The 20,056-nt window shown below is 38.5% G+C and carries 20 protein-coding genes; all 20 read right to left on the reverse strand.

Translation table 11 applies throughout. From position 1 onward, the window contains the following. Positions 1-159 precede the first annotated feature (159 nt). The 20 genes from BUE08_RS04665 to acsE all read right to left on the reverse strand — a co-directional run bounded on the left by BUE08_RS04665 (position 160) and on the right by acsE (position 20,046). Positions 160-1,119, reverse strand: coding sequence for a Cof-type HAD-IIB family hydrolase (locus BUE08_RS04665; RefSeq protein ID WP_286680449.1), 960 nt, complete (start codon positions 1,117-1,119; stop codon positions 160-162). A 69-nt stretch (positions 1,120-1,188) separates the two neighbouring features. Continuing rightward, positions 1,189-2,412 carry a DNA polymerase IV gene (locus BUE08_RS04670; RefSeq protein ID WP_286680450.1) on the reverse strand — a complete coding sequence of 408 codons (1,224 nt, stop codon included), beginning with the start codon at positions 2,410-2,412 and terminating at the stop codon, positions 1,189-1,191. A 109-nt stretch (positions 2,413-2,521) separates the two neighbouring features. After that, positions 2,522-3,823 carry a phenylacetate--CoA ligase family protein gene (locus tag BUE08_RS04675; protein ID WP_353682086.1) on the reverse strand — a complete coding sequence of 434 codons (1,302 nt, stop codon included), beginning with the start codon at positions 3,821-3,823 and terminating at the stop codon, positions 2,522-2,524. Positions 3,824-4,056: 233 nt separating this feature from the next. Next, a complete protein-coding gene (locus BUE08_RS04680) occupies positions 4,057-4,455 on the reverse strand; it encodes a secondary thiamine-phosphate synthase enzyme YjbQ (RefSeq protein WP_286680452.1) in 399 nt (132 codons plus the stop codon). A 164-nt stretch (positions 4,456-4,619) separates the two neighbouring features. Next, positions 4,620-5,015 carry a dihydroxyacetone kinase phosphoryl donor subunit DhaM gene (gene dhaM / locus BUE08_RS04685; protein WP_286680453.1) on the reverse strand — a complete coding sequence of 132 codons (396 nt, stop codon included), beginning with the start codon at positions 5,013-5,015 and terminating at the stop codon, positions 4,620-4,622. 9 nt (positions 5,016-5,024) lie between these two features. Next, positions 5,025-5,657 carry a dihydroxyacetone kinase subunit DhaL gene (gene dhaL, locus BUE08_RS04690; RefSeq protein ID WP_286680454.1) on the reverse strand — a complete coding sequence of 211 codons (633 nt, stop codon included), beginning with the start codon at positions 5,655-5,657 and terminating at the stop codon, positions 5,025-5,027. Between the two features lie 25 nt (positions 5,658-5,682). After that, complete coding sequence (gene dhaK, locus BUE08_RS04695) at positions 5,683-6,681, reverse strand: dihydroxyacetone kinase subunit DhaK (RefSeq protein ID WP_286680455.1); 999 nt, start codon at positions 6,679-6,681, stop codon at positions 5,683-5,685. Positions 6,682-6,760: 79 nt separating this feature from the next. Then, positions 6,761-7,540 carry a phosphate/phosphite/phosphonate ABC transporter substrate-binding protein gene (locus BUE08_RS04700; protein WP_286680456.1) on the reverse strand — a complete coding sequence of 260 codons (780 nt, stop codon included), beginning with the start codon at positions 7,538-7,540 and terminating at the stop codon, positions 6,761-6,763. A 76-nt stretch (positions 7,541-7,616) separates the two neighbouring features. Beyond that, positions 7,617-8,975, reverse strand: a complete 1,359-nt coding sequence (locus BUE08_RS04705; protein WP_286680457.1) for a sigma-54 interaction domain-containing protein — start codon at positions 8,973-8,975, stop codon at positions 7,617-7,619. Between the two features lie 22 nt (positions 8,976-8,997). After that, entirely contained in the window at positions 8,998-9,369 is a 372-nt protein-coding gene (locus BUE08_RS04710; protein ID WP_286680458.1) for a DUF1667 domain-containing protein, read from the reverse strand. Positions 9,370-9,372: 3 nt separating this feature from the next. Continuing rightward, on the reverse strand, positions 9,373-10,635 hold the full coding sequence (locus tag BUE08_RS04715) for an NAD(P)/FAD-dependent oxidoreductase (RefSeq protein WP_286680459.1): 1,263 nt from the start codon (positions 10,633-10,635) through the stop codon (positions 9,373-9,375). Further along, positions 10,625-12,097 carry an NAD(P)/FAD-dependent oxidoreductase gene (locus BUE08_RS04720; RefSeq protein ID WP_286680460.1) on the reverse strand — a complete coding sequence of 491 codons (1,473 nt, stop codon included), beginning with the start codon at positions 12,095-12,097 and terminating at the stop codon, positions 10,625-10,627. Before BUE08_RS04720 ends, BUE08_RS04715 begins: the two co-directional genes overlap by 11 nt. A 421-nt stretch (positions 12,098-12,518) precedes the next feature. Further along, positions 12,519-13,094, reverse strand: coding sequence for a glycerol-3-phosphate responsive antiterminator (locus BUE08_RS04725; protein ID WP_286680461.1), 576 nt, complete (start codon positions 13,092-13,094; stop codon positions 12,519-12,521). A 206-nt stretch (positions 13,095-13,300) separates the two neighbouring features. After that, on the reverse strand, positions 13,301-13,894 hold the full coding sequence (gene plsY / locus BUE08_RS04730; RefSeq protein WP_286680462.1) for a glycerol-3-phosphate 1-O-acyltransferase PlsY: 594 nt from the start codon (positions 13,892-13,894) through the stop codon (positions 13,301-13,303). Between the two features lie 283 nt (positions 13,895-14,177). Further along, on the reverse strand, positions 14,178-14,591 hold the full coding sequence (locus BUE08_RS04735; protein WP_286680463.1) for a DUF3842 family protein: 414 nt from the start codon (positions 14,589-14,591) through the stop codon (positions 14,178-14,180). Then, positions 14,588-14,785: a CooT family nickel-binding protein gene (locus BUE08_RS04740; RefSeq protein WP_286680464.1), complete on the reverse strand. Its 198-nt coding sequence runs from the start codon at positions 14,783-14,785 to the stop codon at positions 14,588-14,590. Before BUE08_RS04740 ends, BUE08_RS04735 begins: the two co-directional genes overlap by 4 nt. A 24-nt stretch (positions 14,786-14,809) precedes the next feature. Beyond that, positions 14,810-15,040: a DUF8180 domain-containing protein gene (locus tag BUE08_RS04745; protein WP_286680465.1), complete on the reverse strand. Its 231-nt coding sequence runs from the start codon at positions 15,038-15,040 to the stop codon at positions 14,810-14,812. A 48-nt stretch (positions 15,041-15,088) separates the two neighbouring features. Then, entirely contained in the window at positions 15,089-17,017 is a 1,929-nt protein-coding gene (gene acsV, locus BUE08_RS04750; RefSeq protein ID WP_286680466.1) for a corrinoid activation/regeneration protein AcsV, read from the reverse strand. A gap of 79 nt (positions 17,018-17,096) precedes the next feature. Further along, complete coding sequence (gene acsB, locus BUE08_RS04755; RefSeq protein WP_286680467.1) at positions 17,097-19,220, reverse strand: acetyl-CoA decarbonylase/synthase complex subunit alpha/beta; 2,124 nt, start codon at positions 19,218-19,220, stop codon at positions 17,097-17,099. Positions 19,221-19,260: 40 nt separating this feature from the next. After that, positions 19,261-20,046 (reverse strand): carbon monoxide dehydrogenase/acetyl-CoA synthase methytransferase subunit, encoded by a 786-nt coding sequence (gene acsE / locus BUE08_RS04760; RefSeq protein ID WP_286680468.1) that lies wholly within the window; start codon positions 20,044-20,046, stop codon positions 19,261-19,263. Positions 20,047-20,056: the final 10 nt, after the last annotated feature.

A 20,056-nucleotide genomic window follows, 5' to 3' on the forward strand; every position in this document is an offset into this window, starting at 1 on the left:
CATCTCTCGATGGACACCCTTGTCCTTGGCTATGTGCTTGGCACTATCGACCCGCACTAGGGACTTTCACCCATTAGACTGTGCCCGTGCCGGGCGCACTCATAAAAATAAGGCGGCAGGTTGCCTCCTTATTTCTTCATTCTCTTCTTTTTTATTTTCCTATCTTTCGCTTTGGCAAAGTTTTGTTTGATATAATGTTTCCTTTATCTGTATTTCTCCTGCAAGAAGTTTTTCAAAAAATATCGCAAGACCCTCGCTATCATTGTCTGCAGTTACATAATCTGCTTTGTTTTTTACCCTTTCCGGGGCATTGCCCATAGCAACTCCAAGTCCCGCATATTCAATCATTTTAATGTCATTTATGTTATCACCTACGGCTATTATTTCTTCAGGTCTTATACCTAGTTTTTCACACGCAACAGCAAGGCCTTTCGCCTTTGATACCCCACCCTTTAGTATATCTATGCAGTTATCTATGGCTGATGTTATTGAAATTGCATCTCTGTACTTTTTTGTTATTTCTTCTGTAAAAATTTTCAGATCTTCTTGTATCTCATTTCCATAAACTACCACTTTAAGAGGTTCTTCTCTCATGATTTTAATAGCCTCATCCACATTTTTTACATTTGTTACCGGTATAAAGGCAAAATCTCGCATCAAATTAAAATATCCTATAGGTGAATGCTTTAGCGGCTCCCTTAAAAAGCGCTTAAAATATTTGCTGCGGTAATCTGAACCTATATTAATTTTACTTTCTTCTGTAAAGATTTGAATCTTAAAATCATCATATTGTGATGCGGCTTTCATGATATCTGCGGCAATTTCTTTAGAAAGAGAATGGCACACGGAAGAATTTGTATAAAAATCTTTTATAAGCGCTCCATCGCTGCAAATAAGAGGGGCATCTATATTTATTTCTTTTGCCCTGCTTAAAGCACTTCTATAGTGTCGTCCTGTAGATATTGTAACTTTTATCCCCGCATCTTTTGCTTTTTTAATTGCATTTTTCGTGCGCAAAGTTATGATATGATGGCTATTGATAAGGGTACCATCAATATCTAATGCTATTAACTTATAATTTCCCTTAAATAAATTACTATCTCTAATTATCGTTTTCATGAATTCCAATCCTTTTCTTTAAAACCTTTTATGCATCTTAATTATATAATTACTTTGAAATTTTTTCAATTAAAACTGGCTTCTCTTATTTTCGCTCATTTTTTGCGCTTTACTTAATTTTCTTTCATTTAATTCTTTATCCTGCAGAAGTCTTGCACGAAAAATTGCATCATCGCCAAAGCGGTCTTTTATTTCATCTATTACCATATTAAGTTTCTTTCTCCTCTTTTCTTCATCAAAAAGAGAAATCTGTTCAAATTCTTTAACAAGGTTAGAAAGACTGACGCCTACAAGTCTTAATGGCATTTTGCCGTCCCAGTTTGAATAAAGCAGCTTCTTGGCCGTATTATAAATATCTTCTGTGCTGTTGGTATAAAAGGTGGTGCTTGAACGGGTAACCACATCAAACAAATTATTTTTTAATGTTATACTAACTGTCCGACCTAAATAGTTTTCTCGCCGCACTCTGCGCCCTACTTGTTCGGCTAAAAAAAGAAGGACCTTTTCTGCCTCATCAAAAGATGTGATATCTGCCGGCATAGTAATAGAATGTCCCATAGATTTTGCATCATCTGATATGTGGGGATTTACCTTGCTGTTATCTATTCCATTTGCCCAAAGATGTAAATATGTACCATTTAAACCAAAAGCTTTTTCCAAAACATTCTTTGGAGTAATTGCCAAATCCCCTATAGTTTTAATATTCATATGACTGAAACGCTCATTCATCCGCCTGCCTACTCCAAATAATTTGTCGACAGGAAGGGGCCAAAGCAGTTTTGGAACATCTTCGGGATAAAGCACAGTAATTGCATTAGGCTTTTTCATGTCAGAGGCCATTTTGGCTAAAAGTTTATTGGAGGATATTCCAATTGAGCACTGAAGGTCTAATTTTTTATAAATTTCACACTGAATTTTTTTAGCTATATTAAGCGAATCTCCAAACAGTTTTTCACAGCCTGATACATCAAGCCATGCTTCGTCGATGCTGAATACTTCCACTTGTGGAGTGAAATTTCTAAGGATATTCATAACCTTTTGACTGGCATTTACATATAATTCATAATCCGGCTTTATAAATGTACCTTGAGGACAAAGTTTTTCCGCCTGCCATTTTGGCATTCCTGTCTTTACTCCATATCTGCGCGCCTCATAAGAGGCTGTAAGTATAATGCCGGTCCTCTTTTTTGGATCTCCTGCTACCATTATGGGCTTATTTTTAAGGGAAGGATCTTTTGCTTGATGGCATGAAGCATAAAACGCATTCATATCCACATGTAAAATCGAAAGCATCTAATCATCTCCGAACGTATGTTTGGTTTAATCTTATCATGAGAAAAGATAAAAATCAATTCTAACTAAAAAACCACCCGTTTTTTGCAGGTGGCGCTATAATTAAATATTAATTTTGTTTTCTTAAGTCTTTTACTCTGCGGGCTTTTCCTTCAAATCGTTCTAGCGAGTTTGGTGCTATAAGTCTTACATTTGCGCTAATGCCTAAAACTGTGTGAAGTTTATGCTCTATTCGTTTTTCCATGGCTTCCAGTTCTCTAAATCGATCTGTAAAAATCTCCTCTGTAACCTCAACCTGGACTTCCAATTCGTCCATATAACCATTTTTAGTAACAACGAGCATATAGTTAGGCGTAAGACCTTCAGATTGAACTAAAACGCCTTCTATTTGAGATGGAAAAACATTCACACCTCTAATTATAAGCATATCATCGGTTCTTCCGGAGATTTTCTTCATTCGAGTACTTGTTCTGCCGCATTTGCAAGGCTCGGGATTTAAGGAAGATATATCTCTTGTGCGGTAGCGTATCAAGGGAAGGGCTTCTTTAGTAAGTGTTGTTATAACTACTTCCCCTTCTTCGCCGTAATCTTTTGGTTCTCCGGTTAGCGGATCAATAATTTCTATTAGAAAATGGTCCTCGGCTATGTGCATACCGTCTTGATACTGACACTCTCCTGAAACTCCGGGTCCCATTACTTCACTAAGACCATAATTATCAGTAACCAAAATTCCCCAGCGCTTTTCAAGCTCCCGCCGCATTTCTTCTGTGCATGCTTCTGAACCAAAAAGACCATATTTTAGTTTTAAATTTTTTATGTCAATCCCCATTTTTTCAGCAACTTCCGACATATAAAGGGCATATGAAGGAGTTGAAATAAGGGCTGTAGATTCAAAATCCTGTAAAAGCATTATCTGCCGCTCGGTATTACCGACTGATGCAGGCACTACAGCCGCTCCAACTTTTTCAAGACCGTAGTGAAGGCCAAAGGCGCCTGTAAAAAGTCCATACCCAAAAGCCACTTGAGCCATATCTTCATCTGTTACTCCTGCTTGAGTTACTACCCTTGCAACGACTTCTGCCCATGTATCAAGATCATTTTTCGTATATCCTACCACTGTAGGCTTTCCTGTAGTGCCTGAAGAAGCATGTATTCTCAGCAACTTATTTCTGGGAACAGCAAAAATACCAAAGGGATAGTTATCTCTTAGCACGTCCTTGGTTGTAAATGGTAAGCGCCTTATGTCCTCTAATTTCTTAATATCAGCAGGCGTAATCCCCATTGAATCCAATGTTTTCCTATAATACGGAACATTGTCGTAAACTCTTTTTATTGTTGATTTTAATCTTTCGAGTTGAATCTCCTCAATATCTTTTCTTGAGGCACATTCCCATTGCTTGTTCCAAATTATCGGCAATTAAGCCCTCCTCCTTTTGTACTGCTTTCATTATTTATGATTAAGCTGGTATTTTGTCCGATAAACGCAGGAGGGAGGTTGTTGCAAATCTGAACATTATCCATCCTCCCGTGCTACATTTTTATCACAATTTTTTTATACCTACCGTAATACATTTTTATTTCCAATACTTATAAAATAGCAAACCCGCTCTTTATTGTCAACACTTTCGGATTTTATTGCGCCTATTATTTGTCCTCCACAACCTTAACTATAATATTTCTTGTCCTAGGTCCATCAAATTCACAGAAAAATATTCTCTGCCATGTACCTAGTAATAATTTACCTTCTCTGACTATAAGTGTTAAACTATCTCCAACCAGGGAAGCTTTAATATGGGCATCCGAATTTCCTTCTAAATGGCGATAATCACCATTATGAGGAACAAGTTTATCCAGGGTTTCTAGAATATCAATGGACACATCTTTATCTGCTCCTTCATTTATAGTAATTCCTGCTGTAGTATGAGGAATAAAAATGTAACACATACCATCCCTTACTTCTGACTCATCTACACTTTTTTGAACAATTGTAGTTATATCAAGCATTTGGTTATGTTCTTCTGTTCTAATAGTATATTTTTGCATGATATCTACCTCCGATTTTATATTTAAAATATATATGCTTTTATATTTCGCTGTTTTGCTTAAAAATCCTTCATAAAAAATAATGAAGGTTTTAACTAGACTTAATTTAAGTTAAAATAAAGCATGCATAAGGAGCTTTCGTCATTCGAAAGCTCCTTATAATTCTACATTATCTTCTTCATGCCTCGTGTATCTTCGGCAGCCTTTTTTACTTCTTCAAGATTTTTACCGAAACTTGCTTCCATAGCCGCCGCCATAGCACCTTCTACAAAGGGGGCATCTGCCATGCAAACCTTCTTTCTTACATCTTCTCTTAAATCTTCAATGGCCATCTCGGCGCTCATTACCGCACTACCAAGATCCGGTATAATTAATACTCCGTCTCCATCAAAGACATCGATAATTTTCTCTTCGATTAGGAAGGCGTCAGTGCCTAGTCTGCCATCTGATGTTCCTGCAGCCTCTTCAATTTTTATTTTCTCTCTTACAACCTGCTCTATAAGCTCTTTGGCTCCTTGTGCCAACTTTTTACTATGTGAGACAAGAACAATTCCAACCAAAAGAACACCTCATTTTTGTATATTTTCCAGTGCATCATATAGGGCTTTTAGCATAATATAGCAGGATGTAGCTCCGGGGTCTTGATGGCCGATGCTTCTTTCGCCAAGATAGCTTGCCCTTCCTTTTTTTGCGATAATGCCTTTTGTATATTCTACACCATCTTTTGCCGCATCTACCGCTTTTTTTAAAAGATCAAGGTCTGCAGGTGAAGAACTTTTTAAGACTTTGACAGCAGGTTCTAGAGAATCTATTATGGTTTTTTCGCCTTTTTCCGCTTTGCCTCGCGTCTTAATGCCTTCAAGGGCGGCGTCCAATATGGCAGGCAAATCCTCAAAGGCGATCTTGTCTTTTGCCCCGGCTGCCTGAGATGCCCTCATAAATGCCGTCCCGTATAAAGGACCTGATGCACCACCTACCGTAGATACCAATGTCATTCCAACTGTTTTTAAGATAGTGCCGCAGTCCTTATCTTCCATCGACGAAATTTTTTCGCTGACCGCTCTAAAGCCCTTTGCCATATTTATGCCATGATCGGCATCACCAATTGCCGCATCAAGCTCTGTTAAAAAATCCTTATTTTCCTCAATATGCTGTGCCATATGATTTATTATTTTGATAAGTTGTGCACTGTCAACTGCCATTATGTTCTCTTCCTTTCTCGCCCAATCAAAGCTGTCTTAAAGCAGGTGTATCTGCAGATGCATCTAGTAGAGTCTTTAGTTCCTTATCTAATTTTAAAAGAGTAATAGATGCTCCCGCCATCTCAAGTGAAGTCATAAATTCACCGATAAATGTCTTGTACACCTTAATTTTCTTTTCCTTTAAAACCTCGCTTATTCTTCGGTTCATTATAAATTGTTCCATCAAAGGTGTTGCACCAAGGCCGTTTACCATTACGGCTACTTCATCGCCTGCTTCATAAGGCAGATCCATTGTTATCTTATCAAGTAAGTGATCCACGATTTCATCTGCCTTCATGATAGAAGTCCTCATTGTCCCCGGTTCTCCGTGAATGCCTATGCCTATTTCCATTTCATCTTCGCCCAGGGTAAAATTGGGTTTACCCGCAGCAGGGACGGTGCATGGCGTAAGGGCAAATCCCATGCTTCGCACATTATTAATAACTTTTTCTGCTGTATTTTTTACTTCTACCAAAGTCCCGCCTGCTTCAGCCTTTGCTCCGGCAATCTTATGTACAAAAACCGTTCCCGCAATGCCGCGCCTGCCGGTGGTATAAAGGCTGTCTTCAACAGCAACATCATCATTTACAACTACTTTTTCAATATTTATTCCGTCGCCCTCAGCCATTTCCGCCGCCATTTCAAAGTTCATTATATCGCCGGTGTAGTTCTTTATTATCAGCAGAACCCCGGCTCCTCCGTCCACTGCTTTTATTGCTTCATATATCTGATCAGGTGTTGGTGATGTAAAAACAGCTCCTGCTACTGCTGCATCCAGCATGCCTTTACCTACAAAACCTGCATGAGAAGGTTCATGTCCGCTTCCTCCTCCGGACACTAAAGCAACCTTACCCTTTATCGGTGCATTAGTTCTTACCATAACATCAAAGCCATCAAGCTTTCTAACATACTGAGGATAGGCTGCAGCCATGCCTTCTAACATTTCCTCAACTACATTTTCAGGATTATTTATGGCCTTTTTCATTAAATCATCACCTCCTAAAAGCTGTTTAATTTTATTATACTACATTCATGGCAGTTTACATATTTTAATTAAATATTTGTCAGTTTGCATCTTTTGCGACTTCCCGGATTATATCGTAGTTTTTGTCATCAGCAATGACAAATCCGTTAATTATTGAACTCCCCTTCTTATTGTCTCTGTAATTGATAAAGGCGTTTTTGAGTTTATCCAAAATCTCTTGATCCATGTTTGCTCGGGCAGCTATACAGTCTTTAGGAATCGGGTCGGTTTTTGCCAAATATACAAGTTTTGTTATATCTAAACCTTGGCGTTTCGCTTCTTCTATAGCTTCAGAATAAGTAGCTCCTACTTTAACTGAGCCTGAAAGCACTGCTTCAACAACGTTGCTGTGGGTTCCAAGACATAATTGCTCTTCTAAATCTCTATCAGGATCTATTCCTGCTTTTTTCAGCAGCATACGAGGATAAGCATAGCCCGAAGCTGATTTTGGATCTACAAAAGCCATTCGCTGGCCTTTTATATCTGACAGATTTTTTATTCCGGAATCAACAGTTGTAATAATATAGCCCAGGTAACTCGGTGAACCGTTTACTATAGGCGTTACAAGCGGAACAATAGGACCTTTGCTTTTTGCATTTACATAAGCGAGTGGTGAAAACCATCCTACATCAATAATACCATCAATCAAACTATTTGACAGTGCATCATAATCAGTAGCAACTAGAACATGAGGAATAAGATTCATATTCTTACACACCATGTTAATAACCGGCAGGTACAGCGATTTTATAATTTCCGGACTTAGTGCGGGATTTATTCCAAAAATTATTTCGTTTTCTTTTTTAATGAAGCATTTCACTTTGATCAATCAAATAGTTTTGAATATCATTTCCTTTAAATGATTTTAAGTTCGGCATTTTAAAACTCCTTTAAACTTACTCTATTATGCCATACCTTCTAGCTTTTGCCGCTACAGTTTTATGAGTAATGCCTAAGGCTTTGCCTGCAGCATTGAAGCTTTTATATTTGTTTAGTGCAACTTTTATTATTGCCTTTTCATAATCATCATAGCTTGCCAACTCACCGTCCGGCTCAAGATTAATTAGTAGTCGCTTTGCCTCACTTGTCCTGTTGGCTATGCCTTGCGGTAAATCTGAAATATCGATTATGTCTGTTTCTGCAAGGTTGATAGCACGCTCAATTATATTCTCAAGTTCCCTTACATTTCCTGGCCAATCATAATTATATAAAGATTCAACAGCTCTTTTTGTTATCGATTTACTTTTTACTCCTAATTTCATGCACAATTTCCTAAGGAAATGCTCAACAAGCAGCGGGATATCTTCTTTTCTTTCTCTTAAACTGGGAAGCACTATAGGCACTACATTTAAGCGGTAGTATAAATCCTCACGAAAATCCCCAAAACTTACCATTTCTTGTAAATTTCTATGTGTTGCAGCTATTATTCTTACATCTGTTTTTAAAACGCGATTGCCACCGACTCTTTCAAATTCACGTTCCTGTAAAACCCTGAGAAGTTTTGACTGCAAATTTTTATCAAGTTCACCTATTTCATCTAAAAATATGGTGCCGCCATTTGCCAGTTCGAATTTTCCAATCTTTTGATATATGGCTCCGGTAAAAGAACCTTTTTCGTGGCCAAAAAGCTCGCTCTCCATAAGATCAGCCGGAATTCCGGGACAATTTACTTTTATAAACGGACCATCACATCTTTTGCTTGCATAGTGTATTGCCTCTGCTACAAGCTCTTTTCCTGTACCGCTTTCTCCTTGTAATAGAACTGTAGAAGAAGTTTTAGCCGCCTTTGCGGCAATTTTTAAAGCTGAAAGTAACCTTTTGCTGCTGCCAATAATATTCTTAAAGGCTTCATCGGTAATCTCTGAATCACTGTCCCTGCCTAAGTCTTTAGAGCGCAGACGAGGCATTGCCTCTGTTTGGAGGAAATGCCTGTTAAAGACCACTGAATACCCTAAAATTTCACTTTCGTCTGAAATGGGATTAACTTCAGCTGATATAATTTTACTTTCATCAAAACTTAGATTTTCTCTGACTCGAATTCTGGTAAATGAGCCATTTCCTAAAGTTACATCGGGAATTATTTCTTGCAGCGGGCTACCTACTATTAATCCCTTTTCAGACCCGATTAATTCTTCTGCTGCCTTATTGCACAGGGTAATAGTTCCCTCATGATCCGTTATAATGATACCTAAGGGCAAGCTGTCAAAAACTTTTTCATTTGTAATTTTTACAAATAATTTACCGTTTTGGCACATGGCTTTTCACCTCGGTTTAAATTTACTTTTTTTCGGCATTGCCTGTTGCTACTATATCGATTCCAGTGCCTACAACATTGCTTACAACGGCATCGCCGATTTTAACAGGCGAAGACACTACAGCATCTTTCAGCTCTACCATAGCTCTTTTTAACAACTTTTTAGGAATGGGTTGTTTTGTCTTGACAGGCAACATCCTGCCGTCTGTTAATTTTAGTGTTGTTGTAAGAGTTCTTCTAGGATCTAAAACTTCATTTTTTGCATACTCTATTCCTCGTTTACATCCATAATTTTTTATACTCTCAATATTGCCGTCTACTAATTTCACATCTATTTGGCACCCTTTTGGGCAAATAATGCATGTTACCGTTTTATTAATTTTAACTGATTCCATTATCTACACCTCTTCTCGAAGAGAAAGTTTTAATGTCTTAATATCTCTGCCTTCAAGCTCACTTTTTTTAATCTTAATATTTATCATCTCGCTGGGTTTTATATGCTGTAGTACTCTTGCACGAATCAGTTCGCTATCGGACTCTATAAAAAGCCGCGCTTTTTCCATTGGTCTTGTGCTGCGCATAAAAAAGTTTTGTTTTTCACCTAGAATTTTTTCAGGATTTACAAGCTGCGGCACTACATATCTTATATCATCACCAGCTAAAATTGAAATATAGTTTTTATCAGGAAGCTTGTCTTTCAAATAATTTGTAGCTCCCATGCCTGCAAGTCTTGATTCCATCGTAACAAAATCAACTAAATCATGAACATGAACCACATTGCCGCATGCAAAAATTCCAGGTATAGAAGTTTCCATTCTTTGGTTTACCACAGGTCCGCCTGTAACATTGTCAATTTTGATATCAGCCATTTTAGAAAGCTCATTTTCAGGTATAAGTCCTACGGACAAAAGCAGCGTATCACAACTTACAAATTTTTCAGTAGACGGGATAGGGTTCATATTCTCATCTACTTCTGCAATAGTCACGCCTTCGACCCTATCTCTTCCGTGAATATATGTGACTGTATGGCTTAGGAGTAGTGGAATGTCGAAATCATTTAGACATTGAACAATATTTCTTGTAAGTCCGTTTGAATAGGGCATAATTTCTGCTACGCACTTTACTTTTGCTCCTTCTAGTGTAAATCGTCTTGCCATAATAAGTCCTATATCGCCAGAGCCTAAAATAACAACCTCACTTCCCGGCATATATCCTTCAATATTTACAAAACGTTGGGCTGTTCCTGCTGTAAAGATTCCTGCAGGCCGGTATCCCGGAATGTTTATGGCGCCTCTTGTCCTTTCTCTGCATCCCATAGTCAAAATTACTGCATCAGCTTTGATTTGAAGCAGTCCTTTTTTAGGGCTTACCGCAGTTATTGTTTTGTCAGCTCCAAGTTCTATCACCATGGTATCAAGCAAGGTTTCAATGCCTATTGTTTTAAGTTCTTCAATAAATCTATCAGCATATTCAGGTCCTGTAAGTTCTTCATTAAATACATGAAGTCCAAAACCATTGTGAATGCATTGCTGCAGTATTCCGCCAAGCCCTGAATCTCTTTCTATAAGTAAAATATCCTCTGCTCCGCTCTTTTTGGCTTCTATTGCAGCAGCAAGGCCCGCGGGACCTCCGCCAATTACTACAAGTTGCTTATTTAACATTTTGGTCACCGCCTTCATCCTCCAAGAATTCTTTTATCCGGCCAATAAGAATATTGGACCCGGGACCTTTTTTTGTAACTTCCAAGGGATCTATACCGAGTTCCCGAGTAATTATTTCTACTACTCTGGGCGAGCAAAAACCTCCCTGGCATCTTCCCATGCCTGCTCTAGTCCTTCTTTTTACTGCATCAATGTTTTGTGCTCCTATAGGTCTTTTTATTGCATCAATTATTTCTGCTTCGGTAACAGTTTCGCATCGACAGATTACATGTCCAAAGGCCGGATTTTCTTCAATAAGCCTTTTTCGTTCTTCGTTATCCATTTCTCTGAACCTGAATTTTTTGGGCCTATGCGGTAGAAAATCTCTTTTTTCTTTTAGCTTAAGGCCTATATCTTGTAAAATGTCTTTTACCGTAAGAGCTATCGCAGGCGCTGATGTAAGTCCCGGCGATTGTATACCGCCAACATTGATAAATCCGTTAATTTTTTTCGATGCTTCGATTATAAAATCATTAGTATTGGAAACTGCTCTTAATCCCGCAAAAGACGTTATGATATTTCTCATAGGTAAATTTGGAATAAGCTTTTTTCCGCCTGCTACAATTTCTTTTATGCCATCAGAATTTACAGTTGTATCATATTTATCTCCTATATCATGGGAATTTGGTCCTATAAAGATATTACCATCGACTGTAGGGCAGACTAAAATGCCTTTTGATATTTTAGTCGGTGTAGGGAATATGGCTTTTTTAACTAAACTTCCAAACTGTTTATCGAAAATTAAATATTCGCCTTTTCGAGGAGTTATTGTATATTCTTCGGCTCCTGCCATTTTTGATATTTCATCTGCAAAAAGCCCTGCGGCATTTACAATATATTTTGTTTCTATATTTCCTTTTGGAGTTTTTATTAAAAAGTGGTGATTGCCCAATACTTCTATATCTGTTACAGGAGAATTGAGCCAAAATTTTACGCCGTTCTGGCTGGCATTTTCAGCTAGTGCAATAGTCAGTTCATAAGGGCAAACAATACCTCCTGTCGGGGCATCAAGAGCTGCCTTTGCCTCAGGATTCAAATTTGGTTCAAGTGTTAAAAGCTCATCTTTGCCTATTATTCTAAGGGGATTTACTCCATTAATTTTCCCTCTTTCTAAAAGTTCATAAAGCACTTGAACTTCTTCATCATTTACAGCAACTACCAATGTTCCGTTCATTTTAAACGGTACATCCAGCTCTTTGCACAACTCAGGATATAGCTTATTTCCTATTACATTAAATTTTGCTTTTAAGGTGCCCGGCTCAGCATCGAATCCTGCATGGACTACTGCACTGTTTGCTTTACTTGTGCCGCAGGCTACATCTTCTTCTTTTTCAACTAATGTAATATTAACATCGTAACGAGCAAGCTCTCTCGCGATAGCGCATCCCGTCACTCCTGCTCCGATAATTACTATATCTTCCATTTTTTTCCTCCTTAAAAATGGAAAAACCACACCTCTATAAAGGTGTGGTTCTCCATATTCTCCACCACAGCTAAAATCAAATTTAAATTCTATTCTACTATATTTTCATTATACCTCTTTATCTTCCCAATTTATAGAGCACTTAACAGCTTTTTTCCAACCCGCATAAAGCCTTTCTTTTGTTTCAGTTTCCATCTGCAGCACCTGCGATTGCAAAACCTAAAATCGAACCCACTTTTTCACTAATACTACTCTTTCTAGTCTTTAGTGGACTTATTGTAGTAAATTTTATAGAAATAAATTACAAGCAGCTGTTCAATCACCCCCTTTATAAACTAAAAAGTCCTTCCGAGCTTAGTAATTAGTACAAAGGTACTGTAATTACTAACCTAGGAAGGACTTTCTCCTATTCTCCAAGTCCTTAAAAGGTATAGTTCCAGATATCTTCTTTTGTAACTGATATAGCCCAGGCCCCCTCTTTGATAGCGGCTTCAACTTCAGCTGTATTTTCAATCAGTCCCCCAGCTATAACAGGATGTCTTACAGTTCGGCATATCCTTCCGATAACTTTAGGTATTACAGCCGGGAGAATTTCTATGGCATCAGGGTTTAGGCTTTTAACTGTTTTTTCAGCAGTATCAAGAGCAAGACTATCTAGAATAAATATTCGCTGAATAGTAAATAATCCTTCGTTTTTTGCGCAATTTATAAGGTTTGCTCGCGTTGTTATAATTCCGTCCGGTTTTATCTCCTGAGCAATATATTTTATTCCCATACTATCTTTGCTAATACCTTCGAGAAGATCTAAATGTAAAAAGACGGTTTTATTGCTTTCTTTTACTCGATCCACGATCTTCTTAATATTTAATATATTACCAGTTAGAAGGAATATGCACTTAGGTTTTTTTGATAAAGCTATGTTGACTCTTTCAATATCTCTTATAGCCGGTATTACCGGAAAGCTCTTTAGGTCTTGAATTATCTTTTGATCAATCAAATAACCACCTCATATTTTTTCTGAATATTATTTATAGATTATTAAAATTTCCTTATTTAGAAATTTCCTCATTTATATTATTATACTACTGCAAAAAATATGCCAATCATATTTGCCTGTGTTTCTTGAGTTTAAGTACTTTTACGTTGGTAAAAAATATCAACTTAACACTATCTCTTGATACTTTTTACCAATGTTACTCATTTTTATCGCTTTTTTAATACAAGCTTATTTTCTTTGCCGGCCATTAATCTTTTGATATTATCTTTATGTCTGTATATAGCAATAAGCCCCAAGACAAGCCCTGTCATTATGTAGTTTAGGTGATAACCAAAGGCTATGACAAGGATAGGATATAAAACAGCTGCAGTAACAGAACCTAAAGAAACATAACGTGATAGAGCAATTACGACTACCCCTATCACAAAAAGTATAAGTGTTATTTTTGGAGTAAGAACCAAAATGGCTCCGAAACTCGTTGCGATTCCCTTTCCGCCTTTAAAGCCTAAAAATATAGACCAATCATGCCCAATCACAACCGCAATGGCAGATAGCAATGCCAAGCTTTCACCGCCAATAAGTTTTCCTAGCAGTACCATAACAAAACCTTTCGCGAAATCCGCCATAAATACCAAAGCAGCCGCTTTTGGGCCAAGTACTCTTAACACGTTAGTCGAGCCGGGATTTCCGCTGCCATATTTTCTTATATCTGTTGAATAAAATTTACTGCAGATCACAGAGGCTGAAGAAATAGAGCCCACTAAATAACTTAAAATTATAAAGATGATGGTTTTTAGCATAGCTACCCACCCTTCAAAATATTTTTAACAATTTCCAATTCACTTTACAATGTACAGCATATGAGGCAAAAAGTCAAATAGCTATTTTTGCTTTTTAATTGCTCTAGGTCTATTTATATACTTCTCAGCTTATATTTGCCCGGTTTACATATTTTGTATATATTTTAATAAAAAAGACCCTTTGATTGCGCTAATGTGCAAAAAGCCGCACTTTTGTATGCGGCTTTAAGTTCGTTCTTGAGTTAATTGGAAATTTTATCTTGATTTAGTTTTTTAACTTCTATCATTGATTTAATTCTTTAATTTTTTCTATGGCATCTTTTATGGCAAGAAATAATGGCTTTTTTTCTATACCCAAAAGCACTATGTCCTCATTGTCTGTGATAGGGATAAGAATTTTTTTTGCGCAGGAAGACGCTATAGCTTCAGCGATATGCGGTGTTATCTCTCCCAGCATAGAATTCGGAATAACAATTCCAAGCGACCCTACAATTACATCTGCTTTTTTTACCGCAAAAGATATTGCATTTTCACCTGTGGCGCCTTTATTGGCCTTTTCTTTCATCATAGCTGAAGTTGCAGCAGAATTAGTGCCTAAGGCATAAATGGTAATATCAGCCGGCAGATCTTGTCTCAAAAGAGATATAATCTGACTGCCGATTCCTCCTCCCATGCCGTCTACTACGGCGATATTCATTTGGCTTTCTCTCTTTCAAGTATTATCTTGTGTTCAAGAAGTCGAACTTCTTTAATTGCAGCATCGACAATTTTTTGCTCGCCTAAAAGATCATACATAAATAATTTGCCGCCTTGGGGCTCTATGTGAATAACATTATCCATTATCTTTTTCTCTTCGCCGTCTTCTAAAAGGTAGACTTTTGATTCGCACATTTTAAGGCACCTCCGTTTCTCGTTTTACATATGTTTTTTAGCTTCAAGTAAATAATCACTGGCAGCTTTAAGAGAATCAGCGGCTTTTGATATCAGCTCTGAAACCTCTGTTTTTCTAAAGTTCTTGGCCTTGTCTGCCCATTCTCTGAAACCTTCTTCATGGGAATTATTATGCTCAATCCAGTGTGCTAAAAGGATTTTTAATGTTTCTATATCTTTTTCTTTATCTGATTTGCAGCAGTTATTTTCTCCCATTGCAATTCCTCCTTTGGTAAATTTTGTAAATAACATTTTATTTTCAAATTATAAATTCATAACATCTTTCAGGCTTGGAAACAGACTGACATCCGTATGGGGAAGAAAACAAGCGCTGATAAACTCTTCTATATATGAGGGATCTGCGCTAAGCTCGATGTAGGTCATATTATCTGCAATTTCTGCTGCCTTTTTTCTTGCTTCATCGCTGATTACGCATGCATAAGCTCCGGCAAGGGAACTGTTGCCCACAAAATCAAATTTGTAAAGGGGTATATCAGGAAGTAAACCGATCATAATTGAGTTTTCAATATCAAGATTCTGCCCTATTCCCCCTGCTATTATAACTTTGTCAATATCTTCCGGAGTCATTCCTGCATTGTTTAAAAGAGTTCTTGCGCCCGAATATACGGCACCTTTTGCACGCAGGAAATTATCTATATCGATTTCATTTATTGTTATATCTCGGCCGCTTTCTGTTCCATCTCCAAAGACTATCACATATTCGCTGCATCCAATATATGTATTATATCTTATCCTGTCTGATTTGATTGTCGTATTGAGTTTTCCTTTCATATCTATTATACCTGTTAAAAACATTTCGGCAATAGCATCGATTATTCCGGAACCGCAAATACCTTTTGGCTTAACATTACCTATAACCTTTATTTCAGGTCTTAAGTCATATCTATTAATTTTTATCTCATCAATAGCGCCTATAGCAGCTCTCATGCCGCAGCTGATTTCTCCTCCTTCAAAGGCAGGCCCTGCAGAACACGCACATGTCAGCATCCATTCCCTGTTTCCTAAGACTATTTCACCGTTTGTGCCTAAATCCATAAATAATATAGTTTCATCACTGTTCCAGATCCCCGATGCCAAAACTCCTGCCACTATGTCGCCTCCTACATAGCTTGCAACATTGGGCAGAGTAAATACAGGTGCATTTTTGTTGATATCAAGTAAAATATCCCCGGCTCTAAATATGGGAGCATGTCTAAACGCCGGTATATAAGGTTCAATTCTAATATTCTCGGCAGATATTCCGAGCAGAAAATGAGTCATGGTTGTATTGCCTGCAAAAACCGAAAATATAATGTCATTTTTATCAATACCTATCTTGCTTGTCATATTATTAATTAGTTGATTCAATGTACCTTCAACTATAGCCTGCTGCAATTTTTTAAGGCCACTGTTTTTCGTAGAATAAATTATTCGACTTATAACATCTGCGCCGTACTGCATTTGCAAGTTGCCGCTGTTTGCAGACGCCATTATTTCTCCTGTTTGAATATCGACAAGACAGGCAGCAACAGTTGTGGTGCCGATATCCGTACAAAGACCTAAAGGCCTGGCTTCTTCTTTCTCGGCAATGCTTACGATATTACAATCATCACTATTTTTTGAAACAAAAAGTCTAATTTCAAAATTATTTCTTCTTAAAGCCTGGGGCAGTTTTTTAAGGACTTCAACAAAGCATTTTACATTTTTGCACCCCAGCACCTGCCTTAGTTCCCTTTCGACTCTTTCAAAATCGGGAATATTATCATCGATTGTAGGTTTTGGAAGTTTAAGGCTTACTGCTTCAAACTTTGTTCCCGTTTTTACGCCTGATGAGGTTAGTGTTTCTACAGTCCTTTTTATAAATTTTCCTTTAGAGCCTGATGTTATATCTTCTACCATTATGTCGTTTATAACATCTATCTGGAGAATTTCAACGGTCATATCGCCTTGAACCCATGTCATACAAGCAAGTCTGACACCCTGTTCTATTTCTTCAGGCGAAAGAAGCGGATTATATTCATGCTTGTGGGCACCGGATTTTACTTTGACTTTGCATTTACCGCATACCCCCTTGCCTCCGCAAGGAGCATCCATGAATACTCCTGCCTTTCGCGCTGCTTCCATCAAATTAGTGCCTCTGGTTACTTCCACAGTCTTTCCTGTCGGTTGAAAAGTTATAGTGCATTTTTCCATAAGTAATCACCCTATTCTTGGCTTATAAGTGTGCAAGCCACTTTAGGAAAGTGGCTTGTGGGGCAATGGTGTCGAATATTTAAAACATAGGATCCATGCTAAGAGCAGGATGGCCGACTTTTGTCAAAAACTCCACTACTGAATCCGGATCTGTGCCGGCTTCTTCATCAGCAATCATGTCATAGAAATTTTCTATGCCCATTTCTTTGCCTCTTTCTATAAGTTTATCCTTTAGAGCTTCTTTTAATTCCTTAGGCATCCAAACAACGCGCTTCAATCCTCCATCAGCATACAAGAATTTCTTGCTTGTTATAAATTGTCTGCCGTGTCCCATAAATCCGGGTGTTTGAACACCGCCACCGGTGGTAGATGCCAACTCACCAAACGTCATTCCAAGCGGGGTCATACCGTGGTATTCACGGTTCACAATAATCACACCGTTTGCCTCAGGCATAATACCGCAAATACATTCAAAGCATCCGCAGGATGTCATGGGATCTTCCATTATTGTGTATATATTGACTTTAGCTGTAGCGCCGTGGGATTGCTCCGCGACTCGCTTGTTTATAGACTCCCAGCTGCCCTTGGTCTCATCGAGACACTCGCCTTTGACAATAGGCTGACATGGACCGGTGGGATTTAGCTCATATGTTGCTTTTGCATCAAGCCAGCTCACGGCACCGCACAATCCAAGCCTTTCAGGTGTCACTATACACACATGGGCAGGTGCAAAAGATTGGCACAGCAAGCACGAATAGAAAGTATCGACGCTTTCATCGGTAAGGCCTGCAAGTCTTGCATCTCTTGCTTCATATTTTGGCCGGGCAACTTCATTCAAAAGTCTTTCTACTTGCTCTTTATCTGTAATTATAGTTACTTGAACCTTATCGGCAATATTCCCAAATTCATCAAGCATCTTAGCGTATAGAACTTCACCGATATGTTTCAGCCTGAAGCCTGCTTCATATGCAGGTTTGCTTATTCTTACCCATGCAATGTCTCTCTGCCCTATATGCATAACGCCTTCAATATAATTTACAAAATAATGGATTCGGCGCTCCATTACAGGCTCAAAATCTTCCTCCATGTTCTTTCCCGCTACATCTACAATAATTGCCAAAGGAAGTTTTCCCCCGTCAGGGCCTAATGTATCAATATCCGGTCCTATTACTTCAATCTTATGATCCTCAACTTCTGAAAGATCGCGCTTTCTCACAAGTTCCCAGGCAGTTGTGCGCCCACCGCCAAATTCCGCAAACATTTCATCTTTGCGGACTCTCTCCCCCTCAAAGGCCGGAGCAAAACCTACAGGGATCGGAATTTCTGTTATTTTAATCTTTATACCCCGAGCTTCTAATGATGTTTGAACCAGTTTATCATAGTCTTTTTGAACTATAAGATTCATCGGCACTTCCTGAACGTCCTGATCGGTAATTACAGGAAATCCCAGTGCAATGGCTCCGGCACCGGCAGATACAACTAATTCGTTTAAAGGTCCTAGAGCATTTACAAAAGCAGGTACTCTTTCTTTAGTATATTTTAGCAATTCCGGAAGGTCTCCGGGTTTTATATTTCCAAAGATTAGTGCTGCTCTTATAGCAAAAGACACTATATGTGTAACCGATGTCACATCATATCCTAGCGGCACAACTCTGAGTTCCAGGCCCATTTTTACTTTTGATTCAATTGCCTGGTCAATTATTTTTCCTACTAATGTTACCAGGATACCTTTTGATTGATAGTCTTTAATGACTTTTGCTGCATCTTCCGCTGTTGGAGCCTCTCCGATAACAACGGCTACACCCGGAATATCTCCTGTAACCAGGGGCACGCCAAGGGAGCGGATGACGGTATCCGGAATAAACCCGGCACATGGCTCTTCATAGGGATTCTTTCCGCCCACATATTTGCAGGCCTCAATAACTTCTGCCGCAACTGCCGTTGCAAGTCCTGCGTTTAAAGCCTTTTCGAGGTTCTGATCTTTTACTATAAGGCTTTCAATAACTCCAATAACACCTTTTAAATCCGCCAGAGTATTAATTTTTTGTCCGGTAGCAGCGTAAATAGTAGGGAGGCTGTAGGCAGTGTTGGGAAAACTTACTTTCTCGTTTTCCCCATACTCCTTTATGGTCTGCCCCAGCACAGATTTGCAAGCCTCTAATGCTTGCTCGGAGCCGGTAAAAATAATGTCGAATAATGTCATGCATATCCCTCCAAGGATGTTTTTTCGCCTTCAGGCAAAATTATAGGTCTAAGTAGGAATCGGCGTACAAGGTTCTTCCTTTTATCAAATCCGCCGTTTTAATCACATTTATAACCAGTTTATCCAGTGGATTTATTATAGCAGAAGTTAGACCGCACTGAATAGCCATAGCGCAAAAGGTAGCTTCGATTAAGCCTCTAAGTTCCTTGGGACAACCGTTAGATACATTGCTAAGTCCGCCGGTTGTAAAAAGTCCCATCTCTGAAATCTGTCTCACTGCCTCTAAGACTTCCTGTTGTTTGTCCTGCATACCTTTTAGGACTACAAAGAGGGGGTCAAAAAGGATGTTTTCAGGATCCAAACCGGTTTCCATTGCTCTTTCCAAAATCTGGGTGCAGTACATCATCCGCTCATCATTGTCTCTGGGAATACCTTCTTTTGCACATAATCCTATAACCATTGCATCATATTCCGCTGCAAGGTTTATCATATCAAGTCTTGGACCTGCATCAGCAGAATTGATAATGGGTTTGCCTGCCGTGCGGTCGTAAACTTTCATTCCGGCTTCTATTGCTTTCGTATTAGCTGTGTCAAGACATAAAGGCGTATTAGGAAATTCTTCCTGCAAAATCTTAACTGCCCAGGGCATCAATTCTTCTCCGTCCCTGTCTGCAGGACCAATATTTACATCAAGATAATTAGCTCCTGCTTCAATCTGTTCCCGGGCTCTTGCAAGAATCGGTTCCGGATTTCTCTCATGCAGTGCCTTTCTGATTGTAGGGGAAATAACATGTATTCTTTCACCGATAGTTAAAAATCTCGCCACTTAGTGTTCC

Source organism: Tepidanaerobacter sp. EBM-49, from assembly GCF_001896645.1.
GTDB lineage: Bacteria > Bacillota > Thermosediminibacteria > Thermosediminibacterales > Tepidanaerobacteraceae > Tepidanaerobacter > Tepidanaerobacter syntrophicus.